A 14,268-nucleotide genomic window follows, 5' to 3' on the forward strand; every position below is an offset into this window, starting at 1 on the left:
CGCCGGGCCACCAACGGGTAGCCGTCGAGCCGGGCCACCACCGCGCAGCCGTATCGGTGCCGTCGCGTTTCGGACCGATGGCGCGTGGGGTAGGTCAGGGCCGTCCCGCCGTCCTCGTGGAGGTTCGCTATGCCGTCGTCTCGAAGCAGCAAGGTCGCCTTCACCGTCCCTGGCATGGACCAGAAGGACGCCGATACCGTCACCGCCCTCCTGCAGCGCCGGCTCGACGCGCTCAACGACCTCGCGCTGACGCTCAAGCACATCCACTGGAACGTGGTCGGCCCGCATTTCATCGCCGTCCACACCATGCTCGATCCGCAGGTGGACGCCGTACGCCTCATGGTCGACGACACTGCCGAGCGGATCGCCACCCTCGGTGGATCGCCGCAGGGCACGCCGGGTGCCCTCGTCGCGGCCCGCAGCTGGGACGACTACGCGATCGGGCGGGCCGACGCGATAGCGCATCTCGGCGCGCTGGATCAGGTGTACGACGGGGTCATCGCCGCGCACCGGGAGGCCATCGAGGCCACCGACGAGCCGGACCCGGTGACCCAGGACATGCTGATCGAGCAGGCCCAACAACTCGAGCAGTTCCAGTGGTTCGTCCGTGCCCACCTGGAGAGCTCGGACGGCCGGTTGGCGACCGCGGGCGCCAAGACGGAGCGGACCGCGGCGCGTCGCGCCCAGCGCTGAGACCGCCGTGGGCCGGCGCGCGGGGACGCGGCCGCTAGCCTGCTGCGGTGTCCCGGTCCGACGGCGTCAGGCTCGCTGAGCTGCTGCGGTTGTGGCACGGGCGTTATGACCCGAGCAGTGCGGAGTCCTGGGACGCCGTCGGCCTGGTGTGCGGTGATCCGGACGAGGACGTCTCGCGGGTGTTGTTCGCCGTGGACCCGGTCGACGTCGTGGTCGATGAAGCGCTGTCCAGCGGTGCAGACCTGCTGGTGACGCACCATCCGCTCTTCCTGGCCGGAGTGCACGGGGTCGCTGCCAATGACCCGAAGGGTCGGCTGGTCCATCGCCTGGTGCGTGGCGGGTGCGCGTTGCTGACCGCGCACACCAACGCCGATGTCGCAGCTCCCGGGGTTTCCGACGCCTTGGCCGGCGTACTCGGTGTCGGGGAGTTGGTCCCGTTGCAGCGCAACGATGCGCCGCCGCTGGACAAGGTCGTGGTCTTCGTGCCGCCGGACGACGTCGAGGCGGTGGCCGATGCGATGGCCGACGCCGGTGCCGGTCAGCTCGGTGACTACGACCGCTGCTCCTACCTCACCGACGGGGAGGGCCGCTTCCGTCCGTTGCCGGGGGCGATGCCGGCGGTCGGTCAGGTCGGTCAGCTGACCTCGGTCGTCGAGCGCCGGCTGGAGATGCTCGTGCCCCGGCAGCGACGGGTCGAGGTCGTGCGTGCCCTGGTCGCAGCGCATCCGTACCAGGAGCCGGCGTACGACGTCATCGAACTGGCGCCCCGACCGGCCTCGACTGGGCTGGGCCGGGTCGGCCGGCTGCCCGCGTCGACGTCACTGGGCGAGTTCGCCGCCGTGGTAGCCGCGGCCCTGCCCGCCACGGCACACGGCGTCCGTGTCGCCGGTGACCTCCACGCCATGGTGAACCGGGTGGCGGTCTGCGGTGGCGCCGGCGACTCGCTGCTGGACGCCGCCGACGCGGCAGGTGCCGACGTCTTCGTCACCTCGGATCTGCGCCACCATCGAGCGCTGGAGCACCTGGCCCGCGGCGGCTGCGCGATCATCGACGTCGCGCACTGGGCGGGTGAGTGGCCGTGGCTGCCGCAGGCTGCCGCGCTGTTGACCCAGGACCTCGCCGCTGTCGGAGCCACAGTCGACATCGAGGTGTCCAGAACCCCGACCGATCCCTGGACGCAGCAGTTGAGGAGTATCCGGTGAACGCCGACCCCGCCGTGCAGTTGCGCCTGCTCGACCTGCAGGCCATCGACACGACCCTCGCCCAACTCGATCACCGGGCCCGCAATCTGCCGGAGGCGGCGCGGCTGGCCGACGTCGAAGCGAGACTGCGGGTGTTGCGCGACAAGGTGGTTGCGGCGCAGACGATCGTGGCGGACTTGGAGCGCGACCAGGCCAAGGCCGACGCCGACGTCGAGCAGGTCCGCGAACGGGTGGCTCGCGACCAACGGCTGCTGGACTCCGGCGGCATCGGGTCGGCCCGTCAACTGGAGGACCTGCAGCACGAACTGGCCTCCCTGGCTCGCCGGCAGACCGAACTGGAAGACATCGAACTGGATCTCATGGAGCGGCTGGACGGCGCTCAGCAGGCAGTGAGCTCCCTGGTCAACGACCGCGACGCCGCCACCGCCGACCTGGCCGACGCCACCGCGGCGCGAGACGCCGCGGTGGCTGATCTCGAGCGGGAACGCGATCGGGTCGGCTCGGCACGAGGGGGCGTTGCCGCCGACATCCCAGCTGACGTGCACGCACTGTACGACCGGCTCCGCGCCGACAACGGTGGCGTCGGCGCTGCGGCGCTGCGGCGGGGCCGGTGCGAGGGCTGTCACATGGAGTTGACGGTGACCGACCTGGGGCGGATCCGGGCGGAGCCGGCCGACGCGATAGTCCGGTGCGAGGAATGCCGCCGCATTCTGGTCCGCACCCCCGAATCGGGCCTGTCCGGCCGGCCGGCTGCGGACTGACGTGGGTCGTTCGTTCGTCGTCGAGGCCGACGGCGGCTCGCGCGGGAATCCGGGGCCGGCGGCGTACGGCGCACTGGTTCGCGACGCCGGGACCGGTCAGGTGCTGGTCGAGGTCGCGGGTTTCCTCGGCGTGGCGACCAACAACGTCGCGGAGTATTCCGGCTTGGTCGCCGGACTGGTGGAAGCCGTAGCGTTGGACGCTGCCGCGGCCGTCGAGGTCCGGATGGACTCCAAACTCGTCATCGAGCAGATGTCGGGGCGGTGGAGTATCAAGCACCCGGCCATGCGAGAACTCGCGACGCGGGCCCGCAAGCTGATCTCAGCCAGGCAGGTGACGTTCACGTGGGTGCCGCGGAAGGCGAACTCCGCCGCCGACGCGCTGGTGAACGAGTCGCTGGACGCGGTCCAGCGGGGGGAGTCCGGGCAACTGCGCCGTACGCCGGGCAGCCCGCCGGCTCCGCCCCCGCAGCGACCGGATGGCCCGGCCGCCGTCGCGGAGGCAGCCGCGACCGGGACCGCCAGTGCGACCGGAGACCAGGTCAGGCCACCGGACCGGTTCACCGGCTGGCGGGCAGCCTGGCCGCCGACCACGACGTTGTTGCTGCGCCACGGCGCCAGTCCGATGAGCTTGGCCCGGCAGTTCTCCGGCTCCGGCGGGACCGATCCGGCGCTGGCGCCCGTCGGTGTGGCACAGGCGGTTGCGGCAGCGGCCGACCTGGTGGCACGCGGCGGGGCAGACGTCGTCGTCGCGTCGCCACTGCGACGCACCCGGCAGACCGCCGAGGTGGTGGCAGCCGAACTCGGTGCGTCTGTCGACCTCGTCGAGGACCTGCGGGAGTGCGCCTTCGGCCAGTGGGACGGGTTCACCTTCGCCGAGGTGCAGGAGCGGTGGCCGCAGCAGCTGACGGCGTGGCTCGCCTCGACCGACGTCGCACCGCCGGGGGGAGAATCCGTCGCCGAGGTCGCGACCCGGGTCGCCGCGGCGCTGGCCACAGTGATCGACCGCTACCGCGGCAAGCGGATCGTCGTGGTCGCCCACGTCACACCGATCAAGGTCGCCGTGGCGACCGCGCTGGACGCGCCGCTGCACAGCCTGTTCCGCATGGAACTCGCGCCGTGCTCGATCTCCACGGTGGCGTGGTGGCAGGACGGTACGTCGACGCTGCTCGGCTACGCCGAAGCGGCACACCTGCGCGGCGTGGAATCTGCCGAGGACGCCTAGCACGGTCCGAACCGGTCAGGGGTCAGTCGCGGACGACCACGTCCATCGTCCAGGCCGCCGCAGGCCGGCCGGGCGCGGTGAGCGTGACGTCGTACCCGGCGTCGGAGCACGCGGCCGCCAACGCCGCCGGGGTTGCCGGCGTACGGCCGGAGGTCAGCAGTGCCCGGACAAGGCGGCCTTTGGTCGCCTTGTTGGAGTGGCTCACGATCGTTCGCCTGCCGTCGGGTTGTTCCGCCAGGACTCGGGCGACCACGGTGCGGCCGGCGGTCGCCGCGTCCGGCCGCCATGCCGCGGCGTAGCTGGTCGACCGGAGATCCAGCACGATCCCGTTACCGGCTGCGCGTGGAAGTGCCTGTGCCAGAGCCGGTCGCCAGGCGGCCGTCACTGATCCGAGGCCCGGCAGCACGACGCCGCCAGCGAGCCGGTACGCCGGGATCCGGTCGGTCAGCCGCAGCAGGCCCCACAAGCCGGAGCACACCGCGATCCACCGGTGCGCACGCCGCCGTGCCGCTGCATCCAGCGACGCCACGTCGAGCGCTTCGTAGAGGACGCCGGTGTAGATCCTGGCGGCCGTCGCGGTCGGTGCAGCGGCCAGCCGGACGTTGCGCCGTACCTCGTCGGCCAGCCCCGCGGACAGGCCGAGAACCCGCGCGGCTTGCCCGGCGTCGTTGCGACACAACCGGACCAGCGCGTCGAGCACCCGTTCCCGGGTCACGGTGAGGTCGGGAAACGACAGGGTGTCCAACTGCAGCGGGTGTCCCCGGTCCGGCGGACGTTTCCCTTCGCTGGGTGGCAGCAGAACCAGCACGGTCAGCCCTTCCAGGACAAGGCCAGGACGGCCAGCGGGACGAGGACGAGGGCGAGGACGGCACCGGAGCCGGCGAAGCGTCGCGCCGATACGGGGATGCCGCGTGCACGGCAGCGGTCCCACCACAACATCGTGGCGAGCGAACCCCACAGCGTGACGACCGGCCCGACATTGACGCCGACCAGCAGGGCCGCGGTCCGCATGGGTTCGGCTGCAGTCGGTTCGAGCGCGAGGTAGGCAGGCAGGTTGTTCACGGCGTTCGACGTCAGCGCACCGAGCCCCGCCAACCGCACGAGCGCGCCGAGCCCGTCGCCGTCGCCTGCAGCGGCCGCCGTCCACGCGGCAAGGCCGTGGTCCAGCAGCGCCGTCACGATCACGAACAGGCCGACGACGAGCAGGCACAGCCGCCATGGCACCAGGGACGCGGTCCGCAACGCGGCCGGGCGTCGTACCGCCGTCACCGCCGCGAGGACCGTCGCGCATCCCGCGGCAACGGCCGGCAGCGGCAGGCCCGCCAGCGTCAGCACCACGAGTGCGGCACAGCATGCGCTCGCCACGACGAGCAGGCCGCGGTCGGCCACGGGCGGAGCGTCCATCACCGCGTACCTGCCGCGGACCTGCCGGCCGACGGTGAGCGTGAGCACCAGGATCGTCCCGGCGATAGCCGTCAGGGCGGCCGGCCACAGCAGTGTGGCAAAGCTCCGGGCATCGAGCCCAAGGCGCTCCGCCGCAAGCAGATTCGTCAGATTGGACACCGGCAGCAGCAGGCTGGCGGTATTGGCCAGCCAGACGGTGGCGAGCGCCCACGGCCACGGCGGCGATCCGATCCGCCGCGCCACAGCGAGGACGACCGGGGTGAGCAGCACCGCTGTGGCGTCCAGACCCAGCACGACGGTGACGGCAACGGCGACCAGGGACATGAGGACGTACAGCACCCGGGTGCGACCGCGGGCGCCGCGTGCCGCCCAGGCAGCCGCACGGTCGAAGACGCCCGCGGCGTCCGTCAGCTCCGCCAGGACCGTCGCGGCCACGAGGAAGACCAGCAGCGGTGCCAATCGCTGTGTGGTCTGGCCGGCCTGCGCCCACGGTACGGCGCCGGTCACGACCAGGACGGCTGCCAGGCCCACCGCAGCCGACCACGCCGGCACGGCGCGCACGGCCGACAACGGTGCAGACATAGGCCAGATCCTCGCGGGCGCGCTGACCTGAGGGCCGGCCACCCGTCGACTCCTCGAGGGGGCCGGCCGGATACGCTCAGTGCCGGCGGACGAGCCGACCGGACGGTCGCTGCGGCGCTCCCTCGTGAGGGCCGCAGAGGAAAGTCCGGACTCCACAGGGCAAGGTGGTGGGTAACGCCCACCCGGGGTGACCCGCGGGACAGTGCCACAGAGAACAGACCGCCGGCCGGCCAGGTCTTCGACCCGGGCGGCAGGCAAGGGTGAAACGGTGGTGTAAGAGACCACCAGCGCGACGGGTGACCGGCGCGGCTTGGTAAACCCCACCCGGAGCAAGGTCGAGAGGGTGACGAGCCTTCGAGCGAGGCACCTGCGCGGACGTTCGAGGGCTGCCCGCCCGAGTCCGCGGGTAGACCGCACCAGGCCACCGGCAACGGTGGTCGCAGATGGATGACCGTCGCTCGCCGCTCGCGGTGGGCACAGGATCCGGCTTACAGGTCGACTCGTCCGTCACCTGCCCCCTCGCTCCTGGCGCGCGACAGTGGGCACTGCAGATCACCCATTGCCCCGACGGCCATCCGGTCTGCGCGGCCCTGACGGCCGTCTGGTCGGTACGACGGCTGGCGGGCCTGCGCGATGACATGCCGCTAGACCTGGCGGCGGTGTCCGACATCGGCATGCTGCTCGATGTTCATCCGGACTTCATCCGGCGCGGGTACGAGCGTCGTACTGTCGGGATACCCGCCCGGCCGTCGACCCAGTAGCCGGGCGGGGCCAAAACCCTCGCTCCTTCGTGTCATATTGAAGCGAAGCAACAGTCGTGTGAACTCCCTGCGACAGTGCCCGAATGGTTTCGCAGATGGCTTGCCACGGGGTCATCCTGGGTGCATGGACAAACTCCACCATGCTTCGCTCGCTCTGCACGACGAGTCCTGGGTCGTCAGGTGCGGCTGCGGATGCGGCCTCGACCTGGAGTTCGACACGATGCGTGAGGCCAGGCGATTCCTCGGCATGCACGCACGAGACCTGCGAGTCGCCTTCTAGCCCGGTGCATCCGGTTCGCACGCAAGCCACGTCACGGTTCGACCCGAAACGGCAAGCCTGCTGAGCCACGTCGAGTGGGCAGGGCGACGGCGTTGCCGTCGGCTAACGGAGCGACGGGTGAGTTCCGACCGCTCCCTCGTCGTCCTGCCACGCTCGAAGCAGCGCCGTCGCCACCACCGGCGGGAGCAGGAGGAACCACCGACGCAAGCTGGCCGGGGTGAGCGGATCGAGCGGGTCCGGGGTGCGCACCCATTCCAGATGGATCGCACGCTGGTCGTCCAAGCTCAACCCGTCCCACCAGGCCGTCAGAACGTCGGGCGTGGCATCGGGAATCGCCATCATCGTGGCCTCCTCGTCAGCTGGTACGGCCAGGGTGACGAGGAGAGGTGACGGGCCCGTGAACCTCCGCCAGCTACAGGCCGAGGGAACCGTGACGGGCTCGGTGGGCTTGCCGTCCGTGCGACGTCGAACCGGTGAGACCTGGGCGCCCAGGGGAGCCGACACGACGCGTCACGCCGTACGATGCCCTGATCGGAACGTCGTAACGCCGGAACCGTTGGGGCGCGGACGCGGGGGAGGTGCCATGGCTATTCCGCCGCCTGCGGAATTGCCGAGTCTCACCGATCCGCGGCGGCGCGGGGTGTGGCTCTTGCTCGCCATCCCGCTTGCCCTGATCTGTCTCGTGACCTATCGCGGTGTGCTCCTGCTTCCTGTCGTGCTGATGGCGAGCGTCGTGCTGGCGGCCGTGTACTGGCGCCGCTCATCTGGCGCCGACCGGATCGTCATGCTCGTCAGCCTGGCGTTGCAGTTCGTCCTTCTCGCGGCAGTGGTGGCGATGGCTGTCGCCTACGCCCTCGTCATGTCTGATTTCTGATCCGACGCCTGCGGCGCCAGACAGGACGCGGCCCGTGGCCCATGTCGAAGCGATCGGGCGGTCAGGCCTTCGCGTAGGTCGCCGCGCCCTTGAACTCGTAGCCGACGAACGGTTGGTCGCCCTCGACCCAGGCATCGTGCCCGGGTGAGATCCGGTACGCATCCCCGGCGGACAGCTGCGCGGTCGAGCCGTCGTCGTGCACCACGTGCAACCGTCCGGACGCGACATAGCCGACGTGCTCGACCTGGCAGGCTTCGCCGCCCACGATGGGCTTGATGCACTCCGACCAACGCCAGCCAGGTTCGAAGGTGAAGCGGCCGACCTCGTTGTCCCCGAGCCGGACGATGTCGATGCTGGACTTGGCCGGTCGGCGGGTCTCGTCTGGCTTGTCGAAGCTCCTGCTGTCGATTGTTGACATGGCGGTCTCCCACGGTGCGGTCGGTGCCGGATTGGGGCCGGTTCAGGCGTACTCCTCCGCTGACCGGACGTCAATGGCCGGAGGGTGCGGAAAGGCGTTGAGCAGTTGGCGCCGGACCGAGCCGACGCCGCACGCGCCGGAGCGCAATGTCAGGCGGCCCGCCCGCGGAGGTAGGCCACGATGGTCGGCCAGTCGGGGAAGGCTTCGCTACCAAAGTGCAGCCACTCGCCTCCCGGATTGTGGTCCGGAAACTCTGCTGCACCGTTGCGGTGACGATCGTCGATGAGGAAATCGCCCCGGTTGAGATGCTTGTGGTGCGACAGGATCACGCGCTTCCACAACGGACTGCCGTTGTCGGATCCGAAGTGACGCTGAATCCATTCGATCTTCTGGCTGGCCCCGGCGGTGTTGCCCCATGGCACGGTCGACAGCACAAAGGTGTCGAACAGCAACGCCAACGTGGTGACCGCCTCGATTGCGCCGGGGATCGGGTCCATCAGAGCGAACAGGCCGGGAATCTGGTCCTCCCGTCCCTTGTATTCAGCTCGGACTTCCGGGTCGAGCTTGTCGAAGGCCGACTCGAAGTCGCAGATGACGCCGTCCATGTCGATGTACAGGATCTTCTGACCCATCGTTCTCCCCTTCTGCTGTTTTCATCGACACTGTCTCAGCAGGGTCAGACATCGAGGATCCCGCCCCGTCCCGGATTGCGTTGCCGCGCATAACACTCTCGCGCGCAGCCCTGTTCGACCTGGTTCAGGACGCCGCCGGTCGGCGGCCGTCAGTGCAGGAGCGCTGACGCGAGACGTTCGCGGCTGGCCGGAAGGTCGCCATCGATGTCGAGGATCCGGAGCACGACCTGGTCGGCTCCCGCGGCGTGGTACGCGGCGATCCGTGCCGCAATGTCGTCAACGTCGCCCCAGGCGACGATGCCGTCGAGCAGCCGGTCGCTCACCTCGTCGATGTCGGACTCGCTGAAGCCCAGCCGCAGCAGGTTCCGCCGGTAGCCGCCGGCGGCGGTCAGGAACGCCAGCGGCTCGCCAGCGACGCGGCGTACCCGCTCCCGGTCGGTGGTCGGCGCTGTCATCAGCAGGACGGCGACCAGGCGGTCGGGACCCAGCCGCGCCCGGGCGTCGGCGACGTACTGCGGAGTCACCAGGTACGGATAGGCGCCGCCGGCCCGGTCGCGGGCCAGGTCGAGCATGTTCGGCCCGAGCGCGGCGAGCACCCGGGCCTCGGGCGGTATGCCTGCCGCGTCGAGGGCGTCGAGGTACGTACCCAGGGTGCGCAGCGGGTGCCGGTCATGCGCGCCGCCCAGCCCGACCACGAACCGGCCCGGATGGTCGTGCTGCAGCGCCTGGTAGGTCGTGGCGACGTCCGGTGCCGCCACCTTCGACACCGGGATGATCCCGGTCGCGACCGGGAGGTGGTCGGTGGCGCGAACCGCTACCTCGACCATCGGCAGAACCCCGGAGCGCCAGAGCGTCGCGAACCCGAGTTCCTCGACCTGCCGCGCCTCGTCGGCCACCTGCTGTGCGTCATCGGTGAACGGTGTGGTGCTGGCGATCCCGATGCCCTGAAGATCCGGCAAGCTGCGCATCCGGAAACGGTACGACGTCAAGTCCACTTGAGGTCAACGGCGATATCCGAAGCGGATTGTCGCGCTGCAGCCGGGAACACTCGCACGGAGCCGTCGTCCAGACCCGCTGCGGCAGAACGGGTCAGCCGGTAACGGCTTCCGCCGCATCCAGCGTCCCGCCGGTGCCGCAGGCAGACCCGGTCGGTTCCTCGCCGGTCAGGTGCGCCACCACCTTGGCGCACGCGCGGCCGAGCGCAGCGAACTCCTCGTCGGTCAGGACGTCGACCAGGCTCTCCCGCACCGCCCGGACGTGGTCGGGAGCAGCGGCGACCAGACGCGCGAAGCCCGCCTCGGTCAAGACCGCCAGTGCGCCGCGCCGGTCACCGGGGCATTCCTGCCGGACCACGAGGCCCGCTGCCTCCATGCGGTCGACCTGGTGAGACAGCCGTGACCGGGAGGACAACGTCTTGTCCGCCAATTCGCTCATGCGCAGCGCCCGTGTCGGTGCCTCGGACAGCCGGACCAGGATCTCGTAGTCCGCGCCGGACAAGCCCTGCGAGGCGATCAGATCGCGGTTGAGGTGCTCGGTCAGCAGTCGGCTGGCGGCCAGCCACGCCCGCCAGTGCTTCTGCTGTTCGGCGTCCAGCCACCGGGTCATGTCGCGAGGGTACGCGCCGGGACGCGCCATTGAAACCGCAACTATCGGGCAGCACCCGTCAGCGTTCAAGATCCCAAATGCGGATGCCGCCGAGGATGCCGGCGGTGTTGGGCACGATTTCGGCCTTGGCGCCCAGGTGGGCGTCTCCCAGGTGTTTGGCGTTGCCGCCGCCGACGTAGATCCGATCGAAGTACAGCCACGAGTCGAACGACTCGATCGCCTGAACGACCCGCTTGGCCCACTCGTCGTTGCCGATCTCCTTGCGTGCGGCGTTGCCGAGTTGGATGTCGTAGGTCTCCTTCTTCCGGAAGGGCGCGTGCGACAGTTCGATGTGGGGCAGCAGCCGGCCGTTGTCGAACAGCGCTGTGCCGCAGCCCGTGCCGAGCGTCATCACGAACTCGAAGCCGTCTCCGCGGACCACCGCGCACCCCTGCACGTCGGCGTCGTTGGCGACCTTCGTCGGGACGCGGAAGGCGCGCGCCAGTGGTCCGGCCAGGTCGAAGCCGCGCCACATGGTGGCCAGTTCCGGGTCCTCCGGGCCGCCGTACTCCCGCCGCGACAGCGAGGGCACGTGGACCACGCGGCCGGATCGGACCAGGCCGGGGAAGCCGACCGAAGCCCGGTGGTGCGAAGGAAGTCCGGCCACCAGGCCACTGACCTCCTCCACGAATCGTTCTGGTGTGCACGGATAGGGCGTGTCGACCCGGACCCGGTCGGCAACCATCTGGCCCAGGGAGTCCAGGACGGACGCTTTGAAACCGGAGCCACCCACGTCGACCGACAGCGTTCGCACGTCGTCAGGCCAGGTGGTCGGGGTGGTTGGTTGGGCGTCCATCGGTCCTCCGCTCGCCGCACGGGTCTGGGCGACACCTTGCCACCGGCTCACCCGGGTTTGCCTCGCGACGAGCCGAACCGTCCCGGTGCGCCGCAGCCGCGGGTACGCCGTACTGCGGGGCGCGACGGCAGCGTGCCGACCGGGCATGCTGGGCTTGTCGTCGCGACGAGGGTAGGAGCGCCCATGAACTGGTACTGGTGCCTGATCCACAACCGGGTGGAACCCGAGGCCGGCTGCCCCCACAGCGAGCGCCTCGGACCGTTCCCGACCGAAGCTGCCGCCGCACGAGCCCTGGACACCGCCCGGGCACGCAACGACGCCTGGGAGGCCGCCGAAGACGACTGACGCCGCTCACCCGCAGCAGCCGACGCATCGAGCTGACGGCGGGTGACGAGCGTCTTCGCGAGCGCCTGCGGCCGGCCAACTCCGGCACGCCCGTAGGGTGCAGCCGGCGGCGATCGGTCCCAGGGGGCCGGGCCAGGAGGAGTGGCGCATGAACGAGTCGACGGGTACCGGCCAGGCCGTAACGACGGGTCTCGATGACACGGCTGTCGGCGAGGCGACGGTCGACGCTGCGGCCACCGACACCACGCTGCGGACCCTCGTCGACGACATCCTCGATCTGGAACGCATCGAGGAGAACATCTTCCGGGGTCGCAGCCCGGACGACGGAATGCAGCGCGTCTTCGGTGGCCAGGTCGCGGCGCAGGCGATGGTCGCTGCCAGCCGGACGGTGTCGACCGACCGCAGCATCCATTCGCTGCACTCGTACTTCCTGCGGCCCGGCGACCCGACGATTCCGATCGTCTACGAGGTCGATCGCCTTCGCGACGGCCGGTCGTTCGCCACCCGACGGGTCGTGGCGATCCAGCACGGCAAGGCGATCTTCGTCCTCTCGGCGTCGTACCAGGTGGAGGAAGAGGGCTTCGATCACCAGGCCGCTATGCCCGAGGTGCGGCCGGCCGACGAACTGGTCAGCTACTCGCTGCTCCACGAGGGCGCGAAGTCGCCGCTCACCGGCGCCGACTCGCCGTTCGACGTGCGGTACGACGGTGATCCTCGCGGCTACGGCGGCCCGGGGTTGGGCACCAACATGTGGATCCGAACGTCGTCGAGCCTTCCCGACGATCCGCTTCTGCATCAGACGATCCTGGTGTACGCCAGCGATATCGCGTTGCTGCGAGCCGTGGTCAACGCGAGCGGTCGACCGAATGAACTGTTGACGCAGCAGCAGTATGCGAACGTCGCGAGTCTGGACCACGCGGTGTGGTTCCACCGGCCCTGCCGGATGGACGAGTGGATGCTGTACGCGCAGGAGTCGCCGAGTTCGTCGGGGGCGCGTGGTCTGGCCACGGGCAGCTTCTTCACCGCCGACGGCGTCCTCGCGGCATCGGTTGTGCAGGAAGGACTTTTCCGGCGCCGGCGGTAGCGCCCGGGTCGGCAGTGGTACACAGGCAACGAGGGTGGCCACGTCCGTCCGGGCGTGGCCACCCTCGTTGCGAGGTGAGGTCTTCCGACTGACCAGGTCAGCGAGTCGTGCGTCGACCGGGTGCCTTCTGTGCGGCAGTCGTGCGCACGGCAGTCTTGCGTGCCGTCGTCTTGCGTGCCGTCGTCTTGCGTACGACGGTCTTCTTGGCAGCGGTCTTCCTCGTAGCGGCCTTCCGGGCAGTCGGCGCTGCGGTCTTGCGGACCGGAACGGCCCGAGTCGGCGACTTCTTCGCCGTCGTCTTCTTGGCTGGCGCCTTCTTGGCCACTGTCGTCCGGGTCGCAGGCTTCACTGGGGCTGCTGTGCGGGTAGCCGCCTTACGGGCTACTGCCTTGGTGGTGGCCTTCTTCGCTGTCCTGGTGGTCGCCGCCGACTTCCCGGTAGCAGTGGCCTTCTTGGCGATGGGCCGCTTGGCAACTGTTCTGGTCGTTGTCGCCTTCCGCACCGGCGAGGATGCCGCGGTCCGCTTGGCCGGCGCACGTTTCGCCGCAGCCTTCTTCACCGTCACCTTCTTGGCCGTCGTCTTCTTCGCGGCCGCCTTCTTGGCCGGGGCCTTGGTGGCGATGGTCGTCCTCGCCGACGTTCGCTTGGCTGGTGCCTTCTTCACCACGGACTTGGCCGGGGCCTTCTTGGCGGCAGCCTTCTTCGCTGGCGCTTTCTTGGCCGGGGCCTTCTTGGCGAGGGCCGCCACGGTGCCTCCTTGGGTTGTCCTCCGACCGGATGCCGGAAGGACTCAGCAGAACTGTTGCAGAGCGTGGCAGAAAACGCGGGCTGACACGCGTCGGTACGGCCGATCGTGCCGGAGTCGTGATAACGGCACGTGTCAGAAGGCGTCGCCGCGCGGACTCCCGGAAATAGCATCGAGCATGCGCGCCAAGCGATCTCGCAGACCAGCCTTATGGCGCGACCCGCGCTCGCCGGGTTCGCCGGCCGCAGCGGACACCAGGTGCTGGGCGGTGTCGAAGGACAGCCCGGGTTCCAGGACGATCCCACCCGCTCGTGGCGGCGGAATGGACAGCAGTTGCGCCGCGTCGGGGGGCAGGATCAAGCCGGCAGCCGGCACGACAAGCGATTCATGGGCGATCGACCCGAGTTCGGTGTCGTCGGCCGACATGGCGAATACCGTCGCGCCCACCCGTTTCGCGTCCTCGACCCGTTCGAGCAGGTCACCCGGGGAGTCGCCCGGCGACACGACGAACAGCGTTTCGCCGCGACTGGCGCGTTCGAGTCGTTCCAGCGTGATGGCCAGGTGCGGTGGCGCATCGGGCGGCGGCGACCACCGGATCAACATCGGTCGCAGTCCGGGAAGTCCGGCGTATCGGGATTCGTCGTCGAGGTGGGCGGCCAGATGCCATGGTTCGTCGTCCGGTGTCCCGACGAGCAACAGGCCTTGCTCGCTTCGTGTCGAGCGCTGCAGGGACCTGCCGAACTCGGCGGTGCGGCGCAACCACGGCGTATCCGTGAGGATCTCGCGGAGCAGGCCGACGCGGGACACGTCCATGAACCCATGGTG

The 14,268-nt window shown here is 70.0% G+C and carries 16 protein-coding genes and 1 other RNA gene; 7 read left to right on the forward strand and 10 right to left on the reverse strand.

Annotated elements, in window-relative coordinates:
* The first annotated feature begins 129 nt into the window (after positions 1–129).
* The 4 genes from EPO13_08155 to EPO13_08170 are packed head-to-tail and all read left to right on the forward strand — an operon-like array spanning position 130 to position 3,878.
* A complete protein-coding gene (locus EPO13_08155; protein TAK69170.1) occupies positions 130–693 on the forward strand; it encodes a DNA starvation/stationary phase protection protein in 564 nt (187 codons plus the stop codon).
* A 47-nt stretch (positions 694–740) separates the two neighbouring features.
* A complete protein-coding gene (locus tag EPO13_08160) occupies positions 741–1,895 on the forward strand; it encodes a Nif3-like dinuclear metal center hexameric protein (GenBank protein TAK69171.1) in 1,155 nt (384 codons plus the stop codon).
* Positions 1,892–2,656: a hypothetical protein gene (locus tag EPO13_08165; GenBank protein ID TAK69172.1), complete on the forward strand. Its 765-nt coding sequence runs from the start codon at positions 1,892–1,894 to the stop codon at positions 2,654–2,656. Before EPO13_08160 ends, EPO13_08165 begins: the two co-directional genes overlap by 4 nt.
* 1 nt (position 2,657) lies before the next feature.
* Positions 2,658–3,878 (forward strand): bifunctional RNase H/acid phosphatase, encoded by a 1,221-nt coding sequence (locus EPO13_08170; GenBank protein TAK69173.1) that lies wholly within the window; start codon positions 2,658–2,660, stop codon positions 3,876–3,878.
* Between the two features lie 22 nt (positions 3,879–3,900).
* On the opposite strand, the gene yaaA is transcribed toward EPO13_08170, so the two are convergent.
* Together yaaA and EPO13_08180 are read right to left on the reverse strand one after the other, a co-directional pair.
* Entirely contained in the window at positions 3,901–4,686 is a 786-nt protein-coding gene (gene yaaA, locus EPO13_08175) for a peroxide stress protein YaaA (GenBank protein ID TAK69174.1), read from the reverse strand.
* Positions 4,687–4,688: 2 nt separating this feature from the next.
* Positions 4,689–5,864, reverse strand: a complete 1,176-nt coding sequence (locus EPO13_08180) for a hypothetical protein (protein TAK69175.1) — start codon at positions 5,862–5,864, stop codon at positions 4,689–4,691.
* A 90-nt stretch (positions 5,865–5,954) separates the two neighbouring features.
* Between EPO13_08180 and rnpB the strand changes: the two genes are divergently transcribed.
* An RNA gene (rnpB, locus tag EPO13_08185) (RNase P RNA component class A) lies at positions 5,955–6,371 on the forward strand.
* A gap of 636 nt (positions 6,372–7,007) precedes the next feature.
* On the opposite strand, the gene EPO13_08190 is transcribed toward rnpB, so the two are convergent.
* The gene (locus EPO13_08190) at positions 7,008–7,247 is read right to left on the reverse strand and encodes a hypothetical protein (GenBank protein TAK69176.1); all 240 of its coding nucleotides are present in this window, start codon (positions 7,245–7,247) and stop codon (positions 7,008–7,010) included.
* A 241-nt stretch (positions 7,248–7,488) separates the two neighbouring features.
* Between EPO13_08190 and EPO13_08195 the strand changes: the two genes are divergently transcribed.
* Positions 7,489–7,779 carry a hypothetical protein gene (locus EPO13_08195; GenBank protein TAK69177.1) on the forward strand — a complete coding sequence of 97 codons (291 nt, stop codon included), beginning with the start codon at positions 7,489–7,491 and terminating at the stop codon, positions 7,777–7,779.
* Between the two features lie 61 nt (positions 7,780–7,840).
* Here EPO13_08195 and EPO13_08200 read toward each other — a convergent pair whose 3' ends face one another.
* From EPO13_08200 to EPO13_08220, 5 genes are all read right to left on the reverse strand, one after another.
* The gene (locus EPO13_08200; GenBank protein ID TAK69178.1) at positions 7,841–8,197 is read right to left on the reverse strand and encodes a cupin; all 357 of its coding nucleotides are present in this window, start codon (positions 8,195–8,197) and stop codon (positions 7,841–7,843) included.
* A 149-nt stretch (positions 8,198–8,346) separates the two neighbouring features.
* The gene (locus EPO13_08205) at positions 8,347–8,829 is read right to left on the reverse strand and encodes a hypothetical protein (protein ID TAK69179.1); all 483 of its coding nucleotides are present in this window, start codon (positions 8,827–8,829) and stop codon (positions 8,347–8,349) included.
* Positions 8,830–8,978: 149 nt separating this feature from the next.
* Positions 8,979–9,797, reverse strand: coding sequence for a TIGR03620 family F420-dependent LLM class oxidoreductase (locus EPO13_08210; protein TAK69180.1), 819 nt, complete (start codon positions 9,795–9,797; stop codon positions 8,979–8,981).
* A gap of 121 nt (positions 9,798–9,918) precedes the next feature.
* A complete protein-coding gene (locus EPO13_08215; protein ID TAK69181.1) occupies positions 9,919–10,434 on the reverse strand; it encodes a MarR family transcriptional regulator in 516 nt (171 codons plus the stop codon).
* A 58-nt stretch (positions 10,435–10,492) separates the two neighbouring features.
* On the reverse strand, positions 10,493–11,416 hold the full coding sequence (locus tag EPO13_08220; GenBank protein TAK69182.1) for an ROK family protein: 924 nt from the start codon (positions 11,414–11,416) through the stop codon (positions 10,493–10,495).
* A gap of 346 nt (positions 11,417–11,762) precedes the next feature.
* Here EPO13_08220 and EPO13_08225 point away from each other — a divergent pair, with 346 nt between their 5' ends.
* Positions 11,763–12,698, forward strand: a complete 936-nt coding sequence (locus EPO13_08225) for an acyl-CoA thioesterase II (GenBank protein ID TAK69183.1) — start codon at positions 11,763–11,765, stop codon at positions 12,696–12,698.
* Positions 12,699–12,795: 97 nt separating this feature from the next.
* Here the strand turns inward: EPO13_08225 and EPO13_08230 are convergent, their stop codons facing one another.
* Both EPO13_08230 and EPO13_08235 read right to left on the reverse strand, forming a co-directional pair.
* On the reverse strand, positions 12,796–13,446 hold the full coding sequence (locus EPO13_08230; GenBank protein TAK69184.1) for a histone H1: 651 nt from the start codon (positions 13,444–13,446) through the stop codon (positions 12,796–12,798).
* Between the two features lie 132 nt (positions 13,447–13,578).
* Positions 13,579–14,256, reverse strand: a complete 678-nt coding sequence (locus tag EPO13_08235) for a hypothetical protein (protein TAK69185.1) — start codon at positions 14,254–14,256, stop codon at positions 13,579–13,581.
* Positions 14,257–14,268: the final 12 nt, after the last annotated feature.

It is taken from the genome of Actinomycetota bacterium (assembly GCA_004297305.1).
GTDB lineage: Bacteria > Actinomycetota > Actinomycetes > S36-B12 > FW305-bin1 > FW305-bin1.

Coding starts and splice junctions, on each gene's coding strand:
- EPO13_08155 (TAK69170.1), top strand. CDS start 130: ATGCCGTCGTCTCGAAGCAGCAAGGTCGCCTTCACCGTCCCTGGCATG.
- EPO13_08180 (TAK69175.1), bottom strand. CDS start 5,864: ATGTCTGCACCGTTGTCGGCCGTGCGCGCCGTGCCGGCGTGGTCGGCT.
- EPO13_08190 (TAK69176.1), bottom strand. CDS start 7,247: ATGATGGCGATTCCCGATGCCACGCCCGACGTTCTGACGGCCTGGTGG.
- EPO13_08195 (TAK69177.1), top strand. CDS start 7,489: ATGGCTATTCCGCCGCCTGCGGAATTGCCGAGTCTCACCGATCCGCGG.
- EPO13_08200 (TAK69178.1), bottom strand. CDS start 8,197: ATGTCAACAATCGACAGCAGGAGCTTCGACAAGCCAGACGAGACCCGC.
- EPO13_08205 (TAK69179.1), bottom strand. CDS start 8,829: ATGGGTCAGAAGATCCTGTACATCGACATGGACGGCGTCATCTGCGAC.
- EPO13_08210 (TAK69180.1), bottom strand. CDS start 9,797: ATGCGCAGCTTGCCGGATCTTCAGGGCATCGGGATCGCCAGCACCACA.
- EPO13_08215 (TAK69181.1), bottom strand. CDS start 10,434: ATGACCCGGTGGCTGGACGCCGAACAGCAGAAGCACTGGCGGGCGTGG.
- EPO13_08220 (TAK69182.1), bottom strand. CDS start 11,416: ATGCCCGGTCGGCACGCTGCCGTCGCGCCCCGCAGTACGGCGTACCCG.
- EPO13_08225 (TAK69183.1), top strand. CDS start 11,763: ATGAACGAGTCGACGGGTACCGGCCAGGCCGTAACGACGGGTCTCGAT.
- EPO13_08235 (TAK69185.1), bottom strand. CDS start 14,256: ATGGACGTGTCCCGCGTCGGCCTGCTCCGCGAGATCCTCACGGATACG.